Source organism: Ferdinandcohnia sp. GQ5, from assembly GCF_059759275.1.
In genome coordinates this window covers 255,188-278,086 of sequence record NZ_JCAXEW010000002.1, presented here as the reverse complement: position 1 = coordinate 278,086, position 22,899 = coordinate 255,188, and the positions used below count along the sequence as shown (strand labels likewise).

Genomic DNA, 22,899 nt, shown 5'->3' with positions numbered 1-22,899 from the left:
ATTAATAGGAGTGATAATGATGAAGGTTGGTTTAAGTACATACAGTTTAGTAAGAGAATTAAGAGATGAAAAGATGACAGTATTAGATGTAATCCAATGGATCGCTGATAATGGTGGAGAGCATATGGAAATCGTCCCATACGGTTTCTCTGTCGTAGATAATGTAGAATTAGCAGATCAAATTAAAGAAAAGGCGGCATCCTTAGGTATTGAGCTTTCAGCTTATTCTTTACCCGCAAATTTTGTTCAAGAAACTCAAGAAGCGTTTGAGGAGGAAGTTGAGCGTCTGAAAACACATGTTGATATTGTGAATCGTTTAGGAATTAAGATAATGAGGCACGATGTAACAGCGTTTACCTTACCAAAAGAAGATATGACGATTCATTATTTTGATAAGCATTTGTCAAAATTAGTTGAAGGTAGCCAACTGGTTGCTGATTATGCAGCCAAATTTGGTATTACAACTACAATTGAAAACCATGGATTTAATGTTCAAACTAGTGACCGTGTACAACGTATCATTCATGCAGTGAATCGTGAAAATTTCAAAACAACACTTGATGTTGGGAATTTCCTTTGTATCGATGAAGATCCACTAGTTGGAGTTAAGAAAAATATTAAATACGCTGCAACTGTTCATTTTAAAGACTTCTATATTCGTCCTTACTATGAAAACCCCGGAGATGGTGTTTGGTTCAGGACAGTAAATGAAAACTATTTACGTGGAGCAATTGTTGGTCATGGAGATTTAAACATCCGCGAGATTATGAAAATTGTTAAAAGATCAGGTTACGATGGCTATTTGACTGTTGAATTTGAAGGTATGGAAGATAGTAAAATCGGTTCTAAAATTGGAATGGATAATGTAAGAAGACTTTGGAATGAAGTGGAATGATAATGATAGACAATAACAACCTTGAAAGGGTGGATTAATTTGGATAGATTACGAGTATGTGTGATTGGTACCGGTTCAATTTCTAATATGCATTTTCAATCTTATGCGAACAACCCAAATGTCATTTTGTACGGTGTTTACGATTATTCAAAAGAAAGAGCATTAGAAAAAGCTGAGCAGTACGGAATAAGGAATGTCTATGACACTTTGGAGGAAGTTTTTAATGATCCTAATGTGGATGCAGTAAGTATTTGTACCTGGAATAATACGCATGCCGAAATTTCAATAGGCGCCCTTAAAGGTGGCAAACATGTTCTCGTTGAAAAACCACTGTCAATGACTGTTGAAGAGGCTTTAAAGGTAGAAGAGGCAACGCGTAAATATAATAAAACATTTCAAGTTGGTTTTGTAAGAAGATTTGCAACGAATACGAAAGTATTAAAATCTTTTATTGATAATGGAAAATTAGGTGAAATATATTATGCAAAAGCATCATGCCTTCGACGTTTGGGAAACCCAGGTGGATGGTTTGCTGATAAAGAACGTTCAGGCGGTGGCCCATTAATCGATCTTGGTGTTCATGTTATTGATATATGTTGGTATCTAATGGGACGTCCAAAAGTGAAGTCCATCTCTGGAAATACGTATAATCAGCTAGGCAACCGTGGAAATGTAGAGAATTTAAGTTTTTATAAAGCAGCAGACTATGATAAAGAAAAAAATACGGTCGAAGATTTGGCGAATGCCTTGATTACATTTGAGAATGGTGCTTCCTTATTTGTAGATGTATCGTTCACCCTTCATGCTAAAAAGGATGAAATACAGGTGAAGTTATTTGGTACAAAAGGCGGGGCTGAACTCGAACCAGAGTTAGTAATAATTAGCGAAGAGAATGATACAATTCTTAACGTTCAACCACAGATTGATCACCTAACATTTGATTTCTCAAATGCATTTCAAAATGAAATTGATTCATTTGTAACCAGTTGTTTATCTGGGACGAAACCAATTGCACCTGTGGAAGATGGTGTTGAAATTATGAAAATACTTGCTGGAATTTATGAAGCCTCCGAAAAGAAATGTGAGGTGACATTTTAACAGATGCAAAATGTAAAAGTGGCAAATAAAATTGGGGTAATTGTCGATAGTCTTAAACTACCTCTTCTAGAAGGATTAAAAGCAGCAAAAGAAATGGGAGCAGATGGTGTCCAAATTTATGCTGTTGATGGTGAAATGGCACCTGAGAATTTAAATTCAGCCGCACGTAAGGAATTAAAATCCTATATCGAGTCATTAGGGCTAGAAATCTCTGCACTTTGTGGAGATTTGGGTGGTCTTGGTTTTCAAGATCACCAACAAAACAAATGGAAAGTTGAAAAGTCAAAACGAATTTTGGATCTAGCTGTTGAACTAGGTACAAATATTGTGACAACACATATCGGGATTGTACCTGAAGAAAAAGACAGTCATGTATATGAAAGTATGCAAAAGGCTTGCGAAGAATTAGGGATTTATGCAAAAGGAATGGATGCCTTCTTTGCTATTGAAACGGGTCCAGAAACAGCTTTAAGATTGAAAATGTTTTTGGATAGCTTAAGTACAAATGGAGTTTCGGTAAATTTTGACCCTGCAAATATGGTCATGGTAACGGGTGATGATCCCGTTGAGGGTGTAAAGCTCTTAAAAGAGTATATAGTACATACTCACGTAAAGGATGGAGTTCAAATAAAACCAGTTGATCCCCGTGATGTATATGGTGCACTTGGATATGGATGTGGTACAGACCATGAAAAGATTGCCAAGATGGTTGCATCTGGTGAGTATTTTAGAGAGTTGCCACTAGGTAAAGGTGCTGTTGATTTTCCAAATTACTTCGCGGCCTTACGGGAAATAGATTATAACGGTTATTTAACGATTGAACGAGAAGTCGATACAAGACCAGTTAAAGACATCTCTGAGGCTATTACGTTTATTAAAAAATTCAAATAAAACTGATACAATAGTAAGTAAGTCCTATCTCAGTTTAAACATCCTAAAGAGGAGGAGTTCTCTTTAGGATGTTATTTTAACGAATGATGTTAGTTCTTTTTATGAAAGAGTTAACATGATTCCTTAAATAGCTATATAAAATGGATCAATATTATGTTAAAGAAGGTATTTGAATGGAAAAACACGACCAGTTTTTAATGAAAAAACAAAATAAAAACTTAGTGCTAGATATCATAAAAAGAAACTCTCCTGTATCAAGAATGGAAATAGCCAAAATAACAGGAATGAGTCCTACATCAATCACTAGGATAGTAAACGAATTACATGAGCAAGGGTTTGTCAGGGAGACAGAACTCGTTACTTCTGGTGTTGGTAGGAGAGCGACATTGCTTGATGTATGTGGAAGCGTTCTTTATACAATTGGGATTGAGCTTGATAAGTTTAACGTGAAAATTGGTATCGTAAACTATGTCGGAGAAATAATTGCATTTGAAAGCTTTTATAGAGATGCCATAGAAAGGTATGAAGATACCCTAAAAAAGTTAAAGAAGAATATAGAGGAATTAATAGACATTAATAACATACCCTCTACGAAAATTATTGGATTAGCCATCGGATTACCGGGCTATATTGATTACAAAAATGGGGTTGTAAAAGTGTCAGATCAGTTGAAATGGAAAAATGTAAAACTAGCTGAAGACCTAAAACAGCTCACCTCATTTAATGTAATTGTTGACAATGAGTTGAAAATGAAAGTGGTTGCTGAGAATTTTATGGGAATGGCCAAGGACTCACAAAATGCAGTCTTAGTTGGTATTGGTTCAGGAATAGGGGCTGCCATTATTTTGAACGGTGAAATTTACCGGGGAGAATCAAATAATGCAGGTGAAATTGGACATACAATGGTAAACCCGACCGGAAACGTGTGCAATTGTGGGAAAATTGGTTGCCTTGCAACGTATATTTCCGAAGGTGCAATTTTGGCTGATGGTCGGAAGGTAAAGGATCTGGACTCAATCGATGATGTATTCGATGCTTACCGAAATGGAGAATCGTGGGCAGTAAATTTATTAGATCGAACGTCCATGTATATTGCCCTTGCGATAAGTAATATATTATCTATTTACAACCCAGAGGTTATTATTCTGAGTGGGAATACAATAGAAAAATTCCCTGAAATAAAAGAAGCAATTGAACAAAAGTGCGATTTATACATTTGGGAACCGTTAAAAGAAAAGACAAAAATTGTATATTCACAGTTTAGTAATCGTGGAGTCGTCCTTGGTGCAGCGATACAGGCACAGAATAAGTTGCTGGATATAGAGTAAGTAGTTGTCTTTAAATTATAATGCAAGGAGCTTAAAAATGGATCTTATACCTTTAGTAGAAGAAACAAGGGCTGGATTGACTGAGAATGTTCATACAGGAATTATTTGTGGTGTGAATGAACGACTAGAAACAACTTATCATTTAGGAAGTCAAGAGCATTACACGTATTATCGGTCAGCATCTAAACCATTACAAGCGATACCTGTATTTTTGGCTAATATTGTCACGAAATATGGTCTGACAACAGAAGAGGCTGCTTTGTTCACCGCCTCACACAGGGGAGAAGATTACCATATCACGGCCCTAGAATCAATGTTACAAAAACTACCTGTTGATGAAGACGAACTTTTTTGTCCGCCTTCCTATCCTTTGAATACAAAACCGAAAGAGGACATGATACGAAAGGGCATCGAAAAAAGAAGGCTCTTCCATAATTGCTCTGGTAAACATATAGGTTTTATCGCGGTTTGCCGTGAATTAGGCTACCCAGTCAAGGGTTATTGGAAAGTGAGTCATCCACTTCAACAACAAATTTTGAAGATCATTTCCACATTATCTGAAGTACCAGTTTTTGAGATTAAGAGTGGATTGGATGGCTGTGGTGTACCTGTTTTTGCGATTCCATTAAAAAACATGGCAATTTCCTACTTGAAATTAGCATGTCCAAATTTAATTGAAGACCCACAATTACAAAAAGCTATTACAGAAATGACCGCCATTATGAATACTCATCCGAACATGGTCGCGTCACATCAATTCATTTGTTCTAGTTTGTTGCAGGATGATAACATTGTTGCCAAAGGAGGCGCACAAGGAGTCTATTGCTTCGGGTTGAAAAAAGAAAAACTCGGTTTTGCACTAAAGGTATTAAATGGTTCAGAAGATGTCTGGCCAAGCATCGTAGCCTCCATACTCGAACAAATTGGGTATTATAATAGAGAAACCATTACGAGATTACGAGAATTAAAACCATCAATTGTAAAGAATGATGCAGGTTTCGAAGTAGGAAGAGTTAATGAAACGTTTACCCTTAGCAAAGCATAATAAACTTGCGAAGCGATTACCGTAGGTGAACTGCACCATTTGTTAGGCAAATATGTTAAGTGAATTTTAAGACTTGAGTTCAATATTCCACTGGACTCAGGTCTTTTAATTTTGCCTTCATTCGTTTGTGTCTTATGGTTGGGCTACTATAAGTATCCCGGATGGAATTCGATTATTTCATTTCCATTTTTCTATGTAATTTATCTTATAGCTCATAAATTGGCTTATAGTTCTTCCATTAACCCCCTCTAACATTAGATAAACCAAAGTGGAGTAAGCATACTAAACCTTATAAATAGCACTTTCTTTTTTCTTATTTTAATTTTAGGTAAAATTTGAAAGCCTTTCACTTAAACTTACGGTTCGATAGTCCAAGAAGAATTGTCGTTTATTTTTGTTGAAGTGATTAAACAAAAGGGTCAGTTTAGCGAAAGAAGATATCATAGTTTTTATGGTAAAATAATGCTATTATGTTCAGATTTAGTGGAATGGTTAAAGTGCATGAATAGAAATGTGAAGATACAAGTTATATTGTGGAGGGTTAAAATGAAGTTCTTCAGAAATATGTCTAAAAAAGAGCAAATTAATTGGAGAAAAGGAGCAATCGTTGGTTTTTACACTTACATGCTCCTGTTATTAATAAATTATATTTTTTTTTAATATACGAAAGTGAGCCTTTTAATTCAGTTGTAATTTTTTGGACTGGATTATTAGTAGCTTTTGGGTATGAGTTTATATTAAATTTAAAGTCTAAGATGAAAGCAAAAAGTTTAACTAATAGCGATACCTAATGAGTCACACTTTTTACTTATTAAAGTAACTGGTGCGTTGTTTCAAGATGATTAATGCACTTATTTGTTGAAGATATTCAACTAAAGAAGCAGGTTAGTTGAAGAATAATTTTTAACTTGTTCCACAATCGGGACATTTAATTGAATAAGATTACAAAAAAAGTCGATTTCCCAACGTAAAGGAAATCGACTTTTTTGTAAAAATTAAATATCAAGATTATTTTTTGAATACTATTTATCTTTATTATCTTCCTTTTTATTAATTGTATTCAATACAAAACAAACTACAGCTGTAATAGCTAGAGGAAGAAAAGCCATATAAACCTCTGACAAAGCATCTCTCTTAGCGTAAAGTACTAATACAAAACTGGAAACAATAACAAATGTTATTACTATAATGATATTCATTACAAATCTATGTTTATTTTTCATAGATGTTCTCCTCTACTTCCATAGCGGTATTAAGATTTAATACTTTCATTATAATTTATAAAGTGATGCAAGGTAAGGTATAAACCAGATTACTATTTAATTAAATTTATTAAATATGAGCTCTTGTTTATTCCAGAAACGGGTGCTTTAATTGAATAACAAATAGACTAGTCCACTTTTGATAGGTGGATTTTTCGCTTTTGGTGAATGTGTGAATTTGTTTAAAATCGTACATTCCTAATGGATAACCCAGAGAAACTAATCGACTTTGACAAAAAAGCCGACCAGTAATGGTCGGCAATGAAGATTATTGAACTAGTGTGATAAATATTCCTGACATAATAAAAAAAGCCAATGCTAGGAAGAGAAAGATGATAGTTCTAGTTTTTCTTTTATCTGATATTGCAATTATTGAATACATGAAGTTAGCTACTCCTATAGCAATAAAGGCTAATCCTATAAAAAACGAAAATTGCTCCAATGTATTTTGTAGTAATCCCATCACTAAGAAAGTAGTTGTCAGTAAAATTAATAGTAGACTGGGGAGTATAAAAGCTTTAGGAATATGAAGTTTATTATTCATTTTTCCTCCTTAAGAACGAGTTTGAGAATGAATACCGTAGAATAAACTTTTATTTTGAAATCCTATCTCCATATTTACTATTTGATAAAATCTCCTCCGCAGATAATAGTGTCCAGTCATGGACCGAGACGGAAGGGTTATTTTCCAAAAAGGAATTCATGATTTGGTATCCAATTTTGTAGTTAGTCCAACGGGGGATTCCTTTGTTTGGATTTCCAAAATAATCGCGATATAATGATTGGTCAAGGTCAATTGACCATAAATCTTCTTCCAAATGCTCCCATACCTCTTTTTCTTTTTGGGCTGAAAGAGGTTCTATCCACGGTATAGTAATATCGGGGTACAGATTTTTGGCAAAAGTGTCCGCTTTTCCTTCGAGAATAATTGAATCTAATAAAGTGTTATTCCAGTTTACATTTCCGCTCTCCATATATATAGTATGATGATATTCATGTGCAACAGCATACTCCAACAAATCCTCTTTAAATGAAGATGGATCAATCCGTATTATGATTACATCCTTACTAACTGCGTTCCCAGAAGCGCCACCCATTAAATTGATACCATCCATGTTATCCGGATTAGGAGGAAATAAATACACTCTCTTATTCTCGCCTGGAAGGGTATTAGATGATTTAATCAAGGCTTGTTCTATTATTTTATTTATTTCATCTTGATTATTAATTAGAGAATAAACAAATTCCTCTAAAGTTTTAGTGTTTTTAGGAGTTGCAAAAGCATAAAGGTTCTTTATCCAATACCCCTCTCCTTTACCTAAAGTATCTAATTGAAATGGTTCGACAACTTTTTGATAGTAATGTTCTTCCATCTTCTCGTGTTGTTCAATTTCTGAAACGCTGTCTATGTAATCTAATACTTGAGTATAAAAGGGTATAATTTTAAATTCCTGATTGCCATTCTTCACAATGATGGGGTTCTTAATATTTAAATCTTTAGGTGATTCAACTTCACTTGTTTTATTAGTACAACCGATAAGTAATACAGCAATAACGGAAAATATGAAAAAAGGAATTAGTCTATTAATTTTAATCACCACCAAATTTAAAAACTATTTTTAGTATAACCTAAATTTCCCTCTATTTCCAATTATCGCCTACTTATATTCCTGTTACTGTTAACTCTTTAGACCACCCTCTCTGAAAAAAATATAGACTGGTGGATAAAATTAGCCCATCACTTCATAAATTTCTTTAGCTTTAACCTTTCCTGTACTATGCTAGGCTCACTGGAAAAAGCATTTTATGAAAAAAACGTGTTTAAAGTTTGTGAAATAACGTACTTAAACTTTTGGGTGCAAGAGTTATGAAGCAGCTGCCATTTTTGGCAGCTAAAGGAGCAGGATAGTTAAATGAAGGTATTTTCAGTGGATTTATAGAACATTAAATCTTAAAAGGTGGGAGAAGGTTTGAATAGAAAAATAACTTTTGCTGTTATAAGTGTAATTATTATTATTGTTGGACTTATATCTATCTTGGATAGAATGAAATACACTAATTATGATGAAGCTGTGTCGGATATGTTAAGTGAGGGGGATCAAGTAAATAAAATTGAAATCCTTTGGACAACAAGAGATATACCGATTCAAAAGTTGATGGTATTGTTTTCGGTGAAGGTGAAGTACAAATAGGGTATGGACTTTTTAAAATCATAGATGAGAACATACTTGAAAAAGTGATTATGAATGAAGACTTAGAGTGGGAAATGAAAAAATAAAACTGTCTCTTTATTCTACTGATGAAGCAGGTTAGTGAAATAACAGTTTGAGAGAATAAATGTTAAAATAACATCTAAAAGGAGTGCTGAAATTATGAAATTAAAAATTTTAGATTCAAATTTTGCCGTTGTGAAATTTCCTCCAACTGAAACATTACCATTGTGGGCATTAAACTCCGAATTATTTTCTATTACACGAACAGATGAAGAACTATCTATCGTGTGTCCCTCTGAAAGTATACCGATGGATGAAGCATTTAAAGATGTGGAAAACGATTGGAAGTGTATAAAAGTAGAGGGAGTTTTAGACTTTAGCTTAACTGGAATATTATCTTCATTAGCGAATCCATTAGCCGAAAATAATATTAGTATCTTTGCTATTTCAACCTTTAATACTGATTACCTACTTGTTAAAAGTCATTCAATTGAAAATGCAGTAGTAGTATTAGAGAATGAAGGTCACATTTTTGGCGATATTTAAAGCAGCTTATTACATTAACGGGCGCGTTGATCCAAGAAGGATTAACCTCCTTTTTTGTTGAAGTTATTAAACTAAAGGAGCAGGATAGTTGAATAGAAATCGGTTACCCCTAAGACTGATTATGTAAATTCCAATCTAAAATTTCCTCTTAATGTATGAGAGAATATTGGTGCATTAAGACTTTGGATACAACCAATCAAGGATAAAAATATACAGAAACATACCCCAAATACTAATGGTAGTTGAAATAAAAAACGAACCTTTCGCGCTCATTAGCAATTGATATTGCTCTGCAATATAATGAGCCAAATAAAGAATACATATCCCACCAATTTTCCACTTCCACTTGATGTTTGTGAAATAAATGATGAGTGAAATAATCCCTAGAACCAACATATAATCCCAGCGATAACAACAATACTGCAATCATTATCCGTAAGCAGACATTCATTTAATTTGCGAATACCAATAACCTTGAAAGCCCAAGTAATAGTATGTAAATGCAACGTGCACAACCCTAAGAAAATAAATAGATAGCGCCAAACACGACCAAAGTTTTTTAACATAATGTGATTTATTCTTTTGGTAATCCAGAATAAACTAAGAAGACCAATAAAAGTCATCCATGTTTGATACCAGTTTTGCTTATATATTCCTAGATGTACAAACAATTCTTCAATTACTGCGTAAACTGCAGCGATAAGGAAATACCAGTAAAATCTAAGATTTAAGAGAGTGATGAGGATTGCAGATGAGGTCACTGAGAATTGAGAGAATAAATTTCCTACAACGGAATCATCATGCTGATTTGAAAAAATTTTTGGATAATAAACGTATGCTTTAAAACACATTAATATTGCCATTTCAAAACAAATAAAAGTAATTCCACTTATCGTTAAAAATAGAGATATAACATGTTTACGGTCCTTTACTTTTATCAAAATAATAACCAATTCAAGGAACGTAGTGATACCAAGGAGTACATACCATATCGTACTGCTCCAAAATGTCGAGTTCATAAAATTCCTTCCCAAATATGACGTTATATTAATTTTAGCAACTTTATCTTTACCTACTATATAAAAAATATTCAGTAAAGTTGCATGATTTACGCAACCATTCATGTCCTTAAACTTTGATTACCTTTAGTCTGTGTCAAAATAGTAGGTAGTGTTAATAGAAAATTTGATTATTACTTTCATAGCAATATTGATTATATATTTGGGGTATCGGTATATTTACAGTAAGAAATGACTTAGTTTATTAAACTAAAGGGTGCGTTGATTCAAGAAGGATAAGTGAACTTTTTTATTGAAGTTTTATTAAGCTAACGAAGCTGCTTTTTTATATTATCTTGGTGGAATGAATAATTAGGAAGATGTTAGGATGATAGGAGAGGGGAGTGATGAAATAGTGATTTTAAAAGCTGGATATGGTCTAGACCCTAATGGATTTATTGTAAGCGATGTTAGTAAAGATAAAATTAATAATGTCTATGTGCCCTGCATCCGACAATCAGTTGATAGTCTTAAAAATTTATTTCCTAAACAATTGCATAGTGTTTATGTGTACGGTAGCGTAGCCAGAGGTGAAGCCATAGCTTTAAAATCAGATTTAGACCTTATCGCTCTGTTTGATGGCAAACTTAGTGCCGTTAATATAGCTGAGTTAAAGAACCTGGCTCGGGAACTGTCACAAAAGTATCGGTTTATGGTTCGTGATGTTGGTATTGCTGTTGCATATTACGACTATACGGTTGACCCCTCAAATTACTACGAAAATGCATTTCTTAAGGAACTCTGTATTTGTGTGTATGGAGAGGATTTAGGGGAACGATTTGGTCCCTACAAACTTATATCAGAGATAGCCATTCGATTCAACGGAGATATTTGTGAGAGTCTTAATCGGACGTTAAATAAGTTTAAAACAGCATCAAACGAGGAGATTAAAATAATTTCGCAAGGCTTCGCCCGTAAACTCATTCGAACATTCTATTCAATGGTGATGGTGCGTTCTCAGATTTGGACGACACGACTTCACGAGCAATCAGAAGTCTTTATCCATCACTTTCCAGAAAAAAAATCTATTATTCTTACCCTGCTAAAATGGATAGAGGAACCACCAATGGACCGTGAGACTGTATATGAGTTGTTTAATAGAGAGGGCGAGTGGGCTTGTGCGAACTTTTCACACGAAGCCAATATTTCTTATTGAACTAACAGGTGAAATAGTTAAAGTTAAGATCGCGGCTGCGGTCTTTTTCCTTGTTAAGCTAACGGGACAGGATACTTTTAGAAGGTTATAGAAATAGGGAATGACTTTATAGTGTTCAAATTAAAAAAATAACTACATTATGAAATACATTTTTGTTCAATTAACGGAGTGCGAGTCTTCCATTGCGAAGGATCGCTTTTTCCTTATTCAAGTAACGAAGCAGATTAGTGGAAGAAGAATGAGGAAGGTTATAGTAAAATCAGGGTATTAAATTTGTATAAAGAAGGTACTGTATGGAGTTCATAACTGAAAAATTATTATTTATTGCTTTGTTTATTTTTATCATACATTCGATAGAAACTCTCGCATATGCTGTGAGGTTATCAGGTGCAAGAGTAAAAATGATCGCGTCCGCCTTATCTCTGTTTAACATAATGGTCATCGTTTCTAGACTTGCGAATATGATGCAACAACCTTTTACTGGTAGTCTAATTGACACTGCACCAAAGGAAAACGCTCTGGAGTTTGTAGAAACTCAATTTCGAATTCTCATTGGCGCTTCAACGGTTGGAACAGTATTTGGAATAATTCTACTCCCTACTTTTATAGCTTTATTTTCAAGGGCGATCATATATTTATCAGAGGAAAAAGGGTCTGTTCCTTCCTTAATTAAAAGGATATTTTCTTTACATTACATAAAGCGTGGCGTAACACATTTTAGTCTACCTAAGTTTTCATACCTTCGGGATACAAGAGTTAAGGATATTCCAATAAATCTATTTTGTGTAAATATGATAATAACTGCAATCTATACAATCGGTGTATTATCTGCACTATATGCCGCTTTACTATCCCCAGAAAGAGCTTCTACAGCAATTATGGCATCAGGTTTAATAAATGGGGTAGCAACCATACTTTTAGTTATTTTTATTGACCCCAAAATCTCTGTAATAGCAGACGATGTGGTTAATCAGAGAGGAAGCTACAATAAGTTGAAAAATATGTCGTTAATGATGGTAACTTCAAGGTTATTAGGCACAATACTTGCCCAATTTTTGTTCGTATGGGGAGCAAGATACATAGCTTGGTTTACAAAGTTTATAGTTTAAACGTTCTTTAAAGGTACAGGTGTCATTGTACAATAAGTACGGGTGCTAATTGTGCTAACGAAGCAGATAGTTAAAGTTTTAATAGGATTCCTTAAATATCATAGTGTAAAATGTAATTATTGGTAATTATATTCAATTTAGGGAGGGAATTTATGAATAAAAAACGAATTATTTTCTTTACTTTAGCTCTAATTATATTTTTTCTAATCCTAACATTGTCAAAACCTTCTCCAGAAAGTTTTAATGAATGGCTATCAAATAAACATGATATAGAGTGCGTTGGGGATAAATGTATAAATGGTAACGATAATTTAACAGTAGCTGATAGAACAATAGACGATTATTTTTTTATTAATAAGATTGGTGTTAAACTGTATTATGAAGATGGCAGTGTCCTTTTAATAGAAGGATTAGGAATCCTTGGTACATTTAGCACATTCACGTTTAACATAAGGATATAAAATATTAAAAAATTTTTTCAACTAACGGGTGCGTTGATCCAAGAAGGATTACGCACCTTTTTGTTGAAGTCATTGTACTAACGGGCAGTTTAGTTAAAGAAGGTATTAATAAAAATTGAACGGAATATATAAATTAAAATTGCAGATTATGGGGGGATAAAATGAAAACATATTTGGAGGAAGTAGATAAAAATGTATATGCCTTTTTAGTGTGGGATGAATCTTGGAACTCTTATAATAACTGCTATTTGTTGCTCGAGAACAATAATATTATTCTTATTGATTCAGGGAAGGAAGAACATTCTCACTTCCTGTTTTCCGCACTAAAAAAGAAAGGAATTTTTAAAAGTGATATAACTCATTTTATTGCCACACACGGTCACAAAGATCATATTGGAGCAATTCAATTTTTAGGTGAAATTGAAGGCTATATTCATAATCAGGATTTAGAATTAATTCCAGAAAATATTAGAAACAAGTTAAATAAGAAACTTCCAAATATCGGTCCAACTGTAAGTAATTTAGAATGTGTTCTCCTTGGACACCATACTAAAGGTTCTGTTTTACTATATCAACGTAGAAGCAAAGTGTTATTTTGCGGAGACCATATCTGTTTTTTTGGAGAACAATTGAGCGGCAATGTTGTAGATATAGGTGTTTGTGAGAAGGAAAAATATAAGCAGTTTGTTTCTGAATGGTCTCAAAACAAGGAAATGAGAGAACAGCATAATTTTAGTTTGTTTATCGAAGGCTTAAAAAAAATTACCAAATACGATGTAGAGTATTTATGTACGGGGCACGGTGTAGTTTTAAAAGGTAAAATAAATGAATTTATTTCTGATTTGCTTGAGTTTAAATAGTTAATAATAATTTTTTTCAATTTACAGGAGCTTTTCTTTAAGAAGGAGATTAGCTCCTTCTTATTGAAGTAAAGGTGAAGGTTAGTTAAAGAAAAAATAATATACTCGTTTCACAATCGTGCCATTTAACTGATTAAATGCAGGAGATTTCAAAAGTGAAACGAATGAGACGAACTGTACGGACTTATGTTTTTATCTTAGGTGGGGTGATTATGTTAGCAATGGGTATTTCTTTGAAACTTATAAAAACACATTTAAGTTCATTAGAAAATAAAATTTTTGAATTAGAAATAAAAACAAAGTAAAAAAGGAGACAATTAGTAGATTGTGAAAAAAATGTACTTAAACAAACGGGTGCGTTGATCCAAGAAGGATTTAGCACCTTTTTTGTTGAAGTAATTGAACTAACTTGGCAGTTTAGTTGAACAAGAAAGGCATTTATTATTCCAGCTAATTCCAAAAGACTACTTGCAAACCTCAGCATGGTGTTTAAAACATCTTTTTTTATGATAAAATGAGCAGGGGATAAAACTTCCGTTTAAGTCGACTAGTTCACACAATTTTTAAAACATAGACCTTGCCCTTTAAAAGATAGAAATAATAGTGAACAATAGAAATGCTTAAATAAAAATGAATGGTAGGGAGGGGCGACCATGGGGAGAGACCGGAGATTTGATGAAGCAGATATATTCCTTTACACCAAAAGACTCATCATAAAAACCGGATATAAAGGTTTTACAATAGGTCAATTAGCGGTACAATTAAATGTCTCGCGTGCAGCCATTTATAAATACTATCAAAACAAGGATGAATTGCTTTTGGATTTTATGCTTGGGGAAATGAAAAAGGCAGTGGAGAGTTTTTCTTCCATTCCTAAGGAGCTGTCTTTCCTAGAAAAAATTGATCTACTCTTGAAAAAAATAATGGAATACAAGGATTTACATTTAATTCTGGGAATGCAAGAGGTCATTCCTACTAGAGATGCCCCTCTCTTAGAAGCAAAGAAACAACAGCTTTCTGGCATGCATCTTGAATTATATATGCCTCTTATCCATCTAGTACAACAGGGGAAGATAGAAGGCTACATTGAGATGGATATGCCTAATGAACTCATCCTCGGATTTATTTTTCAAAGTATTTCAATTCCTAACCATTCAGGCTTGAATGCAGAAACGATGTTTGTTTTTACAAAGAAATTAATCCTCAACGGTATTTTGAAAGATAAGTGACAAAGGTGTAACTTATATGTATAATTACTTTTGTAATATCATATAAGTTATTTTTTAGTCATTAGTTACAAATATGTAACTAATGCTGAGGGGAGAGGTAAATCTTGTTTTTGGCAATAAAAGAATTAAAGCATGCGAAATTTCGTTATGTGATGATGGGTATGATCATGGTTTTAATTGCATGGCTTGTCTTTATATTATCTGGTCTTGGGAATGGACTTTCAACATTAAGTGCAGCCACAGTTAAGAATCTGGATGCGAATTACGTTGTGTATGAAAAATCCGCTGGGGCAACATTTAGCAAATCACTTATTTCGAATGATTTAATTGACGAAATCGGTAAGAATAAAGCTGTGAAAGATGCTGCTGGGTTCGGCTCATCCATGGCCTCTATTTCTAAAGTAGAAACAGATGATAGCAGCAAGAAAACAGATGTTGCGCTAGTCGGAATCACCGCAGACTCATTTATAGAACCAAACGTAATTGAAGGAAAGCAATTAACAAAAAATGAAAAGCTTGGCATCCTTGCAAATGAGAGTTTAAAAAATTCAGGGTATAAAATGGGTGATGAATTATTAGTTTCTAATTCCACAATGAAAGTTACCATCATTGGTTTTGTTGAAAATGAAACATTCAACCATTTGCCTGCTATTTTTATGGATATGGATACTTGGAGGAATTTCCAGTATGCTGCTCCGGGAGCGGACAACGGTGTAAAAAATCCTGTACAAGCCATTGCGTTAAAAGCACCAGATTTGGACCCCGCAAAGCTTGATAAAGAAGTTAGCGGGATTGAGACTGTAACAAAAGCAGCGGCAGTAAAAGGGATGCCGGGGTATAAGGAGGAAAGCGGAACAATTCTCATGATGCTTGCATTCTTGATTGTAATTTCAGCCTTTATAATTGCCGTTTTCTTCTATGTCATAACGATTCAGAAAACATCGCAATTCGGGATTATGAAGGCAATCGGGGCATCCAACCGCTTTATTTCAAAAGCCATTGTCTCCCAAGTCTTTATCCTTTCACTTTTTGGAGTAGTTGCAGGTATTGGGTTAACGTATTTAACAGCTCTTGCTTTTCCAAAAAATATGCCTTTTAATCTTGATATTAAGCTTGTCGTCCTCTATGCCATTGCCTTACTGATTATAAGCTTGGGCAGTTCAATTATTTCAGTTAGGCAAATAACCAAAATAGATCCGCTGACAGCTTTAGGGAGAGTGGAATAAATGAGTGGGATTCAGTTACAGCAAGTGACAAAACAATATAACGAAGGAAATTCGAGTGTAACAGCAGTAAAAGAAGCTTCGATTACAGTGAATCCTGGAGACCTTGTGGCCATTGCCGGTCCTTCCGGTTCAGGGAAAAGCACACTGCTATCCATTATCGGCGCACTCATCAAACCAACGTCTGGCAAGGTAATCGTAGGCGGGAAAGATGTAGGAGCGTTAAATCAGAAACAATTAGCAGACTTCCGCCTGAATGAAATAGGATTTATTTTTCAATCATCTAACCTAATCCCGTATTTAACTGTACTCGATCAATTACTTTTAGTAAAAAAGATGGTCGGAAAGGTTGATAGAGGGGATTACCCATTTGCAAAAGAATTACTGAACAGAGCTTGGGTTGGGGGATAAGCTTGAAAAAATGCCAAATGAATTATCCGGCGGTGAGCGCCAGCGCGTAGCGATTGCCCGTGCATTATTTAACGAGCCGAGCGTTATTCTTGCAGACGAACCAACAGCTAGTTTAGACTCAAAGCGAGCCCATGAAGTCGTGAAATTAATTGCTAATGTGGTAAAAAGAAGAAATAAAGCCGCAATCCTGGTTACCCACGATGAACGAATGCTGACCTATTGCGATCGTGTCTACCACATGGAAGACGGAAATCTAAACTTAAATGTGGTGCAAACCTCTATCAATTAAGAATCTGGATGAATATTAAAAGGACTGGTTTCAGTCCTTTTTGTTTTGCAAATTACTATTTTCTTTAATTATGGGATGGCTTGTAGTTTCAATTTCCCATATTTGATACAGTCCAAGTACAATTGAAATAATAAAAAGTTTGTGAAGAAATGTACTTAAAGTAAAGGGTGTGTTGATTGAAAAGCCATCTGTCATGATTGGAGGGAGAGGCTTTGTTTCAACTGGTATCTAGCAAAAGAGAGTCTTATATGGATTTTCCCCTACCATAATTAACTAAGATAATAACTGGTTTGCTTAATGATGCTTTGCATTGATCTAAGAAGATTAACGCACTTTTTTGTTGTTGAATTTATTCAATAAACATCAGGGTTAGTTTGACCAAAAAAATGTCATTTTTTATCAGGAGAGGGAGAGGATATAGTGGAAATCGCTATTGTTGCATTTGATGATTTTACGGATATTGATGTTTTTTTACCTTGGGACATATTGAATCGTGTTAAACATCCTGCCTGGAATGTTCAAATTTATGGTACTAAAGAAACTCATCGTTCGGTTACTGGTCTTACAGTTCCAATCCATTCGTCTATTGATGAACTAAGGAATGCAGATGCAATTTTATTTGCCAGTGGTCCAGGAACGAGGAGACTATATAAAGATGAAAATTATCTTAAAAGACTAAAAATAAATCCATCGAAACAGTTAGTAGGTTCTATGTGTTCTGGAGCTCTTATTTTAGGAGCTCTTGGTTTATTAGACGGTATGACTGCAACCACTTACCCAACAGCGAAAAAGGAATTAGAAAAATTTAATGTTACCGTTGTTGAAGAATCATTTATTGCTGAAAATAATATCGCAACTGCAGCTGGTTGCTTAGCCGCACAAGATTTAGTCGGATGGATAATTGAAAGATTGGTAAGTAAGAAAGTAAGAGAAACAGTAATAAATTCAATTCAACCTGTTGGAAAGGGCTTATCTTTTACAAAGTAATGTAATTAAGCTAACGGTGCGTTAGTCTAAGAAGGAATTATCGTAATTTTTATAGAAATCGTTGAACTAACGGGTAGTTTAGAGGAATTAACTGGTGCAATAACTATACAAGGCGATCATCAAAACGGTCGTCTTTTTCTTCTGAAAATGTAGTGGAAAAGTAGCAATTTTACAAACTAGCGGTATATTAAACAAGGAATAAAAATTTATGTATTTTCATAAAAAAGGGAGTAAAAAACTTGAGGAGGTAATTGTAGTGACCCAACACAAAATCATAATTATCCCGTATGATCCCAAGTATGCTGAACAAACAGTTGAAATGTGGCGGAATAGTAAGGAAAGAGCAATTGGGCAGAAAGAAAGTCATAGCTTAAAAAGTCACATTTATTTTTTAGACCACATATTACCTGGGCAGTTTCATATAGATTTAGCGTTAATAGAAGAAAAAATAGTTGGAATGATTGTATATAACGAAATGGAAATAAATCAACTATATGTACACATAGATTATCAAGGAATTGGTATAGGGCAAATATTATTAAATAAAGTAAAAGCACAATCAAGCGGAAAATTAACGTTGTACACGTTTGAAGTAAATAAAAAGGCACAACGATTTTATGAAAAAAATGGATTTGAAGTGATTGGAAGAGGCTGTGAAAATGAAGAAAATCTACCTGATATTCAATATGAATGGAATATAAAATAATGAGGTAAACTGATGCGGAGTTAAAGAAAATAGTTTTTTACATTTCACTAACGGGTGCGTGGATTCGAGAAGGGTTAATGCTTGATTAATTAGAGTAATATACTAAAACTAACCATATGGTTAACTTAACCTAGAATGATAACGGGGTGATGTTATGAGTAAAGCTAAAGGAAAAGGTGGAACAGGGAGAGGAACAGACAAGAAGGGGTGGAATCGGTGGCAGGCTAGTGCAAACAAAAAAAAGAGTGCAAAACCATATAAAAGTAAGGGTATAAAGAAAACAGATGTATAAAGTAACCCCACTATAATAGTGAAAGTTCTTTTTTAAAGTAATTGGTAATTTGATAAATAATAACAAGAATAGCTCAGAAACTACTGAGTTATTTTTTATTGATATAAAGGATAAAGGACTATAAATTGTGGTCAGATTATACGTACAGTTTTTTTAAAGTTAGGTTTTTTACGGAAGTATCAGAACTCTATAATGATAGATTACCCCTATAGTCTAAAAATGCTCTTCTTTAGAATAATCACGTCCCTCGCTAACGTATTAAGCTGTCAAATTTGATTAAAGGACCTTTAAGGTCATAATAAGGGTCTTTTTGACGAAAAGATTTATTGACAACTAACGCTATTCAGTAATACTATATACTAGTAGTAAGCGATACTGAATATGAGTAACACGAAATACCTGTGATACTTAGTACTGAAAAAATATAAGTAATCTTTAAATGGAGGTAAATATGGAAAACATCACGGAAATGTTGAAGGGGGTACTTGAAGGTTGTGTGCTTGAAATCATCAGTCGAGGCGAAACTTACGGCTATGAAATCACCCAGCAGCTTCGAGATCTTGGTTTCACAGATGTGGTTGAAGGCACAGTATATACAATTACCATGCGGCTTGAGAAAAACAATCTTGTTGACATCGAGAAAAAGCCATCCACAATGGGACCACCGAGAAAATTTTACAAACTCAACGCAGCGGGTCTAGAGCGACTTGAAGGTTTTTGGGAAAAATGGGAATTTGTAGCAAGCAAAATAAACGAGCTAAAAACAAAATAAAATCATAAGGAGAGAAATATAATGAATATTTTTGAAAAAATTATCGGAAGTCTTGATGACAAGAGGGAATGGAGGGCCATGGAGGCACGTGCAAAGGCACTCCCAAGTGAGTACCGTACGGCTTACAAAGCTATCCAAAAATATATGTGGACTGCTGGTGGTGGTCCCACTGACTGGAAGGACAGCAGCCGTATCTTTGGTGGCATTCTCGAACTCTTTGAAGTAGGAGCAGCTGAAGGAAAGAAAGTGACTGACCTTACGGGCGAGGACGTGGCTGCATTCTGCGATGATTTGGTGAAGGATGAGCAAACTTGGAAGGACAAATATCGCAAGAAGTTGAACGATACGATTGGCCGTGGCTAACGCCAAGAGGAGTATCGCCAAGATCGACACTGACCATGTAAGTTGTTACTGGGACGACTTGAACTCCTTTAAGAAGAACTAGGTGGCTATCGCTAAAAGCCATATCTGCAGTATTGTTTTTTTTTGAATAATAGTACGTTAGAGGGATTGGAAAGCAGCAATGAAAAGATTACCTGAAAACAGGGGCTGAAGGACTTAAATTAGGTAAAGAATATAACTTACCTGAAGAAGAAAAGTTAAACCTAATAATGACAGGAATTAATAGTAAAGAAGGATTAGAATGAGTGACAAACAATTAAATCGGGTTGTCTCTTCTATGCTTAAAGAAGCACTACAAGTAAATAAGAAACCATTTCCTTGGTTAAAAGCCTTTAGTGCAGGATTAGCTGCTGCCCTGCCGGTTATGATAGGAATAGCCTTTGGTAATTTGCAATATGGTTTAATTGCAGGCTTAGGAGGTTTTTCCTATTTATATGTATTTAATATCCCATATGCGCAGCGAGCAAAGAAAATCTTTTCGGTCGTTCTCGGTTTGACCTTTGTTACCTATTTGGGAACGATTAGTGCGCCATATCCGCTAGCTGTTGCAATTCTGATGGGATTAATTGCTGCAGTCGTCATTTTTGTGTTCGGTGCATTAAAAATAAACGGTCCATCCGCCATCTTTTTTGTATTAGTTTTTGCCATGACAACGGGAATGCCAATCAATCCCGATGAAGCATTCTTACGAGCAGGGCTAGTATTTCTTAGTGGTTGTTTATCGTGGATTATTGCCATGATCGGGTGGTTTTTTAATCCCTATGGACCAGAATCTGATGTTGTGACTAGAGTTTATTTGCAATTGGCGGAACTTCTAGATTCTGTTGGAACTCCTACATTCACCAAAGCTAAGCATCAAGTAATGGAAGTTTTAAATGAATCTGAAGAGACGCTATCAGCGAGTTATTTCCGATGGCGAACCACTGACATGTTCAATCGATTGTACTTATTAAATAATTTTGCAAACGAGTTGTTCATTTATATTGTGGAAAACTTCTCAAATTCAAATGCTACATTACCTAAAGAATTAGGGCAATCCACACGACTACTTGGACATTCATTGAACAACCGTGATAAGCGAAAAAAACCTCATATATTACAACCTGAGAAAATGGATAGTCAGGTTAGTCAGTTGTTCACAACTATCTATAATGCAGAAGCCATTCTAAATGAGCCTATAAGCAATGTAAAAAAATCGATCCAAATTGATAAACCCTCTCTAAAAACAATTTTTTTAGGGGCGTTTGATAAAAATTCAATCGTGTTTATTTCATCCGTACGCTTTGGCGTGATAACGGCCATCGCAGCAATCATTGCCTATCAATTTGGTTTTGAGCGATCATATTGGGTACCTTTATCTTGCGTAGCGGTGATGTCAGGCGCAACCATTGTTTCTACATTTCATCGTACGATTCAACGATTTTTCGGTACAGTAATTGGTATAGTTATTGCAGGGTTCATTTTATCCTTTCAGCCATCTGGTTTTGTAGTTACGTTGTTTATTTTTGTATTAACATTTATTACCGAGTTGTTTATCGTAAAAAACTATGGATTAGCGGCACTTTTCTTTACTCCAAATGCATTGTTAATGGCTGAAAGTACGAGTCAAGAGATGTTTAGTTTTTCCTATTTTGCTCAGGCAAGATTTATTGATATTGTAATCGGGAGTGCGATTGGATTATTAGGGGTTTATCTTGTGGGCAGGAAATCTGCCTCTAGTCGGATTCCGCATTTACTGAGCAAAACACTTCGAAGTCAAGCCCAGTTTTTAATGGTACTTTTCTCGGATCAGGGTGCAGGGTTTAATCCGAGACAGAGTAGAGAAAGATTGAAAATGAGAACAAACGTAAGTAATTTACAAACTTTGTATCATACAGCATCTGGTGAGATTCCGGCTAATCGTAAGGCGTTAGACTATTATTGGCCAGTCATATTTTCAACAAAACAATTGGGGTTTTTATTAGAAAATTGTTCAAAAGAAACGAATCGGCCGAACTTTTCCGATGAGAAATCAGCACAACTGTTATTTGCCTTTGAAACAATGGCAAATGCTGCAACACGGAATGTTTCGCCAAAGCAGATAGCCATACCAGAAATAGAGGGCTATCCGAGTATACATAAGGAAATTCAATTTCTGCAAAAAGAACGCCTCCACCCGCATCCTTGTATGCATCCCACATGGAATAGAAATAAATACAAGGATAAAACATAAGCCATTGGTATTCGGTATGCTCAATGGCTTTACTTATTTCTCCATTAAAACTTAAGTAAATAATGTGATTAAATTTGGATTGAACATTAATGATAAATTCTAAACTAATAAAAATGACCCCTTTTAGATACTTACCGTTCAGTAATTGACCGAAACCTGGAAAAGCTATACTCCATAATAATTTTTCTTTTGGATTCAATTTTTTCTAACCTTTTTTCTAAATTTTTGACCTCAAATAAACAATATGTGATAAGCTAGTTGCTCTTGCTCATTACTTAGCCTTCTCATTTTCTCACACTTGATTCTTTGATTAGATATTTTCCCCAAAAAGATACTTAATAATAGTGTTTCTCATTTATCCCAAAAAACATTGTCCATTTAAAGGATTTTTCATAGAGTTCCATACAACACACAAAAGAACCATATTCCTATTTACCATTTGTGATGTCTGCAT

General features: G+C 34.6%; 24 protein-coding genes and 2 pseudogenes. 21 read left to right on the top strand and 5 right to left on the bottom strand.

All coding sequences use genetic code 11. From position 1 onward, the window contains the following. Positions 1–19: 19 nt before the first annotated feature. From AC6CHV_RS03345 to AC6CHV_RS03325, 5 genes are all read left to right on the top strand, one after another. Complete coding sequence (locus tag AC6CHV_RS03345; RefSeq protein ID WP_121445857.1) at positions 20–895, top strand: sugar phosphate isomerase/epimerase family protein; 876 nt, start codon at positions 20–22, stop codon at positions 893–895. 39 nt (positions 896–934) lie between these two features. Beyond that, the gene (locus tag AC6CHV_RS03340) at positions 935–1,993 is read left to right on the top strand and encodes a Gfo/Idh/MocA family oxidoreductase (protein WP_498078131.1); all 1,059 of its coding nucleotides are present in this window, start codon (positions 935–937) and stop codon (positions 1,991–1,993) included. 3 nt (positions 1,994–1,996) lie between these two features. Further along, positions 1,997–2,884 (top strand): TIM barrel protein, encoded by an 888-nt coding sequence (locus tag AC6CHV_RS03335; protein ID WP_498078130.1) that lies wholly within the window; start codon positions 1,997–1,999, stop codon positions 2,882–2,884. A 173-nt stretch (positions 2,885–3,057) separates the two neighbouring features. After that, complete coding sequence (locus AC6CHV_RS03330) at positions 3,058–4,212, top strand: ROK family protein (RefSeq protein WP_498078129.1); 1,155 nt, start codon at positions 3,058–3,060, stop codon at positions 4,210–4,212. Positions 4,213–4,249: 37 nt separating this feature from the next. Then, entirely contained in the window at positions 4,250–5,257 is a 1,008-nt protein-coding gene (locus tag AC6CHV_RS03325; protein ID WP_121445861.1) for an asparaginase, read from the top strand. Between the two features lie 1,022 nt (positions 5,258–6,279). Here the strand turns inward: AC6CHV_RS03325 and AC6CHV_RS03320 are convergent. The 3 genes from AC6CHV_RS03320 to AC6CHV_RS03310 form a co-directional block, all read right to left on the bottom strand. Continuing rightward, positions 6,280–6,480 carry a hypothetical protein gene (locus tag AC6CHV_RS03320; RefSeq protein ID WP_498078128.1) on the bottom strand — a complete coding sequence of 67 codons (201 nt, stop codon included), beginning with the start codon at positions 6,478–6,480 and terminating at the stop codon, positions 6,280–6,282. A gap of 307 nt (positions 6,481–6,787) precedes the next feature. Then, on the bottom strand, positions 6,788–7,063 hold the full coding sequence (locus AC6CHV_RS03315; RefSeq protein WP_498078127.1) for a hypothetical protein: 276 nt from the start codon (positions 7,061–7,063) through the stop codon (positions 6,788–6,790). A gap of 49 nt (positions 7,064–7,112) precedes the next feature. Then, positions 7,113–8,120 carry a DUF2268 domain-containing putative Zn-dependent protease gene (locus AC6CHV_RS03310; RefSeq protein WP_498078178.1) on the bottom strand — a complete coding sequence of 336 codons (1,008 nt, stop codon included), beginning with the start codon at positions 8,118–8,120 and terminating at the stop codon, positions 7,113–7,115. Between the two features lie 369 nt (positions 8,121–8,489). Here AC6CHV_RS03310 and AC6CHV_RS03305 point away from each other — a divergent pair, with 369 nt between their 5' ends. Both AC6CHV_RS03305 and AC6CHV_RS03300 read left to right on the top strand, forming a co-directional pair. Next, the gene (locus AC6CHV_RS03305; RefSeq protein WP_498078126.1) at positions 8,490–8,711 is read left to right on the top strand and encodes a hypothetical protein; all 222 of its coding nucleotides are present in this window, start codon (positions 8,490–8,492) and stop codon (positions 8,709–8,711) included. 180 nt (positions 8,712–8,891) lie between these two features. After that, positions 8,892–9,278 (top strand): ACT domain-containing protein, encoded by a 387-nt coding sequence (locus AC6CHV_RS03300; RefSeq protein WP_498078125.1) that lies wholly within the window; start codon positions 8,892–8,894, stop codon positions 9,276–9,278. A 383-nt stretch (positions 9,279–9,661) separates the two neighbouring features. On the opposite strand, the gene AC6CHV_RS03295 is transcribed toward AC6CHV_RS03300, so the two are convergent. Beyond that, positions 9,662–10,297 (bottom strand): hypothetical protein, encoded by a 636-nt coding sequence (locus AC6CHV_RS03295; RefSeq protein ID WP_498078124.1) that lies wholly within the window; start codon positions 10,295–10,297, stop codon positions 9,662–9,664. Positions 10,298–10,664: 367 nt separating this feature from the next. Here AC6CHV_RS03295 and AC6CHV_RS03290 point away from each other — a divergent pair, with 367 nt between their 5' ends. The 14 genes and pseudogenes from AC6CHV_RS03290 (at position 10,665) to AC6CHV_RS03225 (ending at position 22,445) form a co-directional block, all read left to right on the top strand. Next, positions 10,665–11,492, top strand: a complete 828-nt coding sequence (locus AC6CHV_RS03290) for a nucleotidyltransferase domain-containing protein (RefSeq protein ID WP_498078123.1) — start codon at positions 10,665–10,667, stop codon at positions 11,490–11,492. A gap of 293 nt (positions 11,493–11,785) precedes the next feature. After that, positions 11,786–12,601 (top strand): lipid II flippase family protein, encoded by an 816-nt coding sequence (locus tag AC6CHV_RS03285; RefSeq protein WP_498078122.1) that lies wholly within the window; start codon positions 11,786–11,788, stop codon positions 12,599–12,601. A gap of 152 nt (positions 12,602–12,753) precedes the next feature. Next, on the top strand, positions 12,754–13,062 hold the full coding sequence (locus AC6CHV_RS03280) for a hypothetical protein (protein ID WP_440274068.1): 309 nt from the start codon (positions 12,754–12,756) through the stop codon (positions 13,060–13,062). Between the two features lie 161 nt (positions 13,063–13,223). Then, positions 13,224–13,922, top strand: a complete 699-nt coding sequence (locus AC6CHV_RS03275; RefSeq protein ID WP_498078121.1) for an MBL fold metallo-hydrolase — start codon at positions 13,224–13,226, stop codon at positions 13,920–13,922. A 155-nt stretch (positions 13,923–14,077) separates the two neighbouring features. Beyond that, positions 14,078–14,227: a hypothetical protein gene (locus tag AC6CHV_RS03270; RefSeq protein ID WP_498078120.1), complete on the top strand. Its 150-nt coding sequence runs from the start codon at positions 14,078–14,080 to the stop codon at positions 14,225–14,227. 348 nt (positions 14,228–14,575) lie between these two features. Beyond that, entirely contained in the window at positions 14,576–15,151 is a 576-nt protein-coding gene (locus AC6CHV_RS03265) for a TetR family transcriptional regulator (RefSeq protein ID WP_498078119.1), read from the top strand. Positions 15,152–15,255: 104 nt separating this feature from the next. Next, positions 15,256–16,377, top strand: a complete 1,122-nt coding sequence (locus tag AC6CHV_RS03260) for an FtsX-like permease family protein (RefSeq protein ID WP_498078118.1) — start codon at positions 15,256–15,258, stop codon at positions 16,375–16,377. Next, a pseudogene (locus AC6CHV_RS03255) lies at positions 16,378–17,074 on the top strand (ABC transporter ATP-binding protein). It begins immediately after the preceding gene. A 420-nt stretch (positions 17,075–17,494) separates the two neighbouring features. Next, positions 17,495–18,061 (top strand): DJ-1/PfpI family protein, encoded by a 567-nt coding sequence (locus AC6CHV_RS03250; protein ID WP_498078117.1) that lies wholly within the window; start codon positions 17,495–17,497, stop codon positions 18,059–18,061. Between the two features lie 256 nt (positions 18,062–18,317). Next, positions 18,318–18,767: a GNAT family N-acetyltransferase gene (locus AC6CHV_RS03245; protein WP_498078116.1), complete on the top strand. Its 450-nt coding sequence runs from the start codon at positions 18,318–18,320 to the stop codon at positions 18,765–18,767. Between the two features lie 154 nt (positions 18,768–18,921). Beyond that, on the top strand, positions 18,922–19,059 hold the full coding sequence (locus tag AC6CHV_RS03240; protein WP_498078115.1) for a DUF3934 family protein: 138 nt from the start codon (positions 18,922–18,924) through the stop codon (positions 19,057–19,059). 451 nt (positions 19,060–19,510) lie between these two features. Next, positions 19,511–19,831: a helix-turn-helix transcriptional regulator gene (locus tag AC6CHV_RS03235; RefSeq protein WP_498078114.1), complete on the top strand. Its 321-nt coding sequence runs from the start codon at positions 19,511–19,513 to the stop codon at positions 19,829–19,831. Positions 19,832–19,852: 21 nt separating this feature from the next. Continuing rightward, complete coding sequence (locus tag AC6CHV_RS03230; protein WP_341331325.1) at positions 19,853–20,194, top strand: DUF1048 domain-containing protein; 342 nt, start codon at positions 19,853–19,855, stop codon at positions 20,192–20,194. 280 nt (positions 20,195–20,474) lie between these two features. Further along, a complete protein-coding gene (locus AC6CHV_RS03225; protein WP_498078113.1) occupies positions 20,475–22,445 on the top strand; it encodes an FUSC family protein in 1,971 nt (656 codons plus the stop codon). Here AC6CHV_RS03225 and AC6CHV_RS03220 read toward each other — a convergent pair. After that, positions 22,381–22,644, bottom strand: a pseudogene (locus tag AC6CHV_RS03220) (hypothetical protein); the annotation flags it as partial. The gene AC6CHV_RS03225 and the pseudogene AC6CHV_RS03220 overlap by 65 nt on opposite strands. Between the last annotated feature and the right edge of the window lie 255 nt (positions 22,645–22,899).

Excerpts from the sequence above, each read along its gene's own strand:
- AC6CHV_RS03225 (WP_498078113.1), top strand. The coding sequence starts at position 20,475 with ATGAGTGACAAACAATTAAATCGGGTTGTCTCTTCTATGCTTAAAGAA.
- AC6CHV_RS03300 (WP_498078125.1), top strand. The coding sequence starts at position 8,892 with ATGAAATTAAAAATTTTAGATTCAAATTTTGCCGTTGTGAAATTTCCT.
- AC6CHV_RS03315 (WP_498078127.1), bottom strand. The coding sequence starts at position 7,063 with ATGAATAATAAACTTCATATTCCTAAAGCTTTTATACTCCCCAGTCTA.
- AC6CHV_RS03295 (WP_498078124.1), bottom strand. The coding sequence starts at position 10,297 with ATGAACTCGACATTTTGGAGCAGTACGATATGGTATGTACTCCTTGGT.
- AC6CHV_RS03290 (WP_498078123.1), top strand. The coding sequence starts at position 10,665 with ATGATAGGAGAGGGGAGTGATGAAATAGTGATTTTAAAAGCTGGATAT.
- AC6CHV_RS03235 (WP_498078114.1), top strand. The coding sequence starts at position 19,511 with ATGGAAAACATCACGGAAATGTTGAAGGGGGTACTTGAAGGTTGTGTG.
- AC6CHV_RS03230 (WP_341331325.1), top strand. The coding sequence starts at position 19,853 with ATGAATATTTTTGAAAAAATTATCGGAAGTCTTGATGACAAGAGGGAA.
- AC6CHV_RS03240 (WP_498078115.1), top strand. The coding sequence starts at position 18,922 with ATGAGTAAAGCTAAAGGAAAAGGTGGAACAGGGAGAGGAACAGACAAG.
- AC6CHV_RS03330 (WP_498078129.1), top strand. The coding sequence starts at position 3,058 with ATGGAAAAACACGACCAGTTTTTAATGAAAAAACAAAATAAAAACTTA.
- AC6CHV_RS03335 (WP_498078130.1), top strand. The coding sequence starts at position 1,997 with ATGCAAAATGTAAAAGTGGCAAATAAAATTGGGGTAATTGTCGATAGT.
- AC6CHV_RS03280 (WP_440274068.1), top strand. The coding sequence starts at position 12,754 with ATGAATAAAAAACGAATTATTTTCTTTACTTTAGCTCTAATTATATTT.
- AC6CHV_RS03325 (WP_121445861.1), top strand. The coding sequence starts at position 4,250 with ATGGATCTTATACCTTTAGTAGAAGAAACAAGGGCTGGATTGACTGAG.
- AC6CHV_RS03275 (WP_498078121.1), top strand. The coding sequence starts at position 13,224 with ATGAAAACATATTTGGAGGAAGTAGATAAAAATGTATATGCCTTTTTA.
- AC6CHV_RS03345 (WP_121445857.1), top strand. The coding sequence starts at position 20 with ATGAAGGTTGGTTTAAGTACATACAGTTTAGTAAGAGAATTAAGAGAT.
- AC6CHV_RS03320 (WP_498078128.1), bottom strand. The coding sequence starts at position 6,480 with ATGAAAAATAAACATAGATTTGTAATGAATATCATTATAGTAATAACA.
- AC6CHV_RS03265 (WP_498078119.1), top strand. The coding sequence starts at position 14,576 with ATGGGGAGAGACCGGAGATTTGATGAAGCAGATATATTCCTTTACACC.
- AC6CHV_RS03285 (WP_498078122.1), top strand. The coding sequence starts at position 11,786 with ATGGAGTTCATAACTGAAAAATTATTATTTATTGCTTTGTTTATTTTT.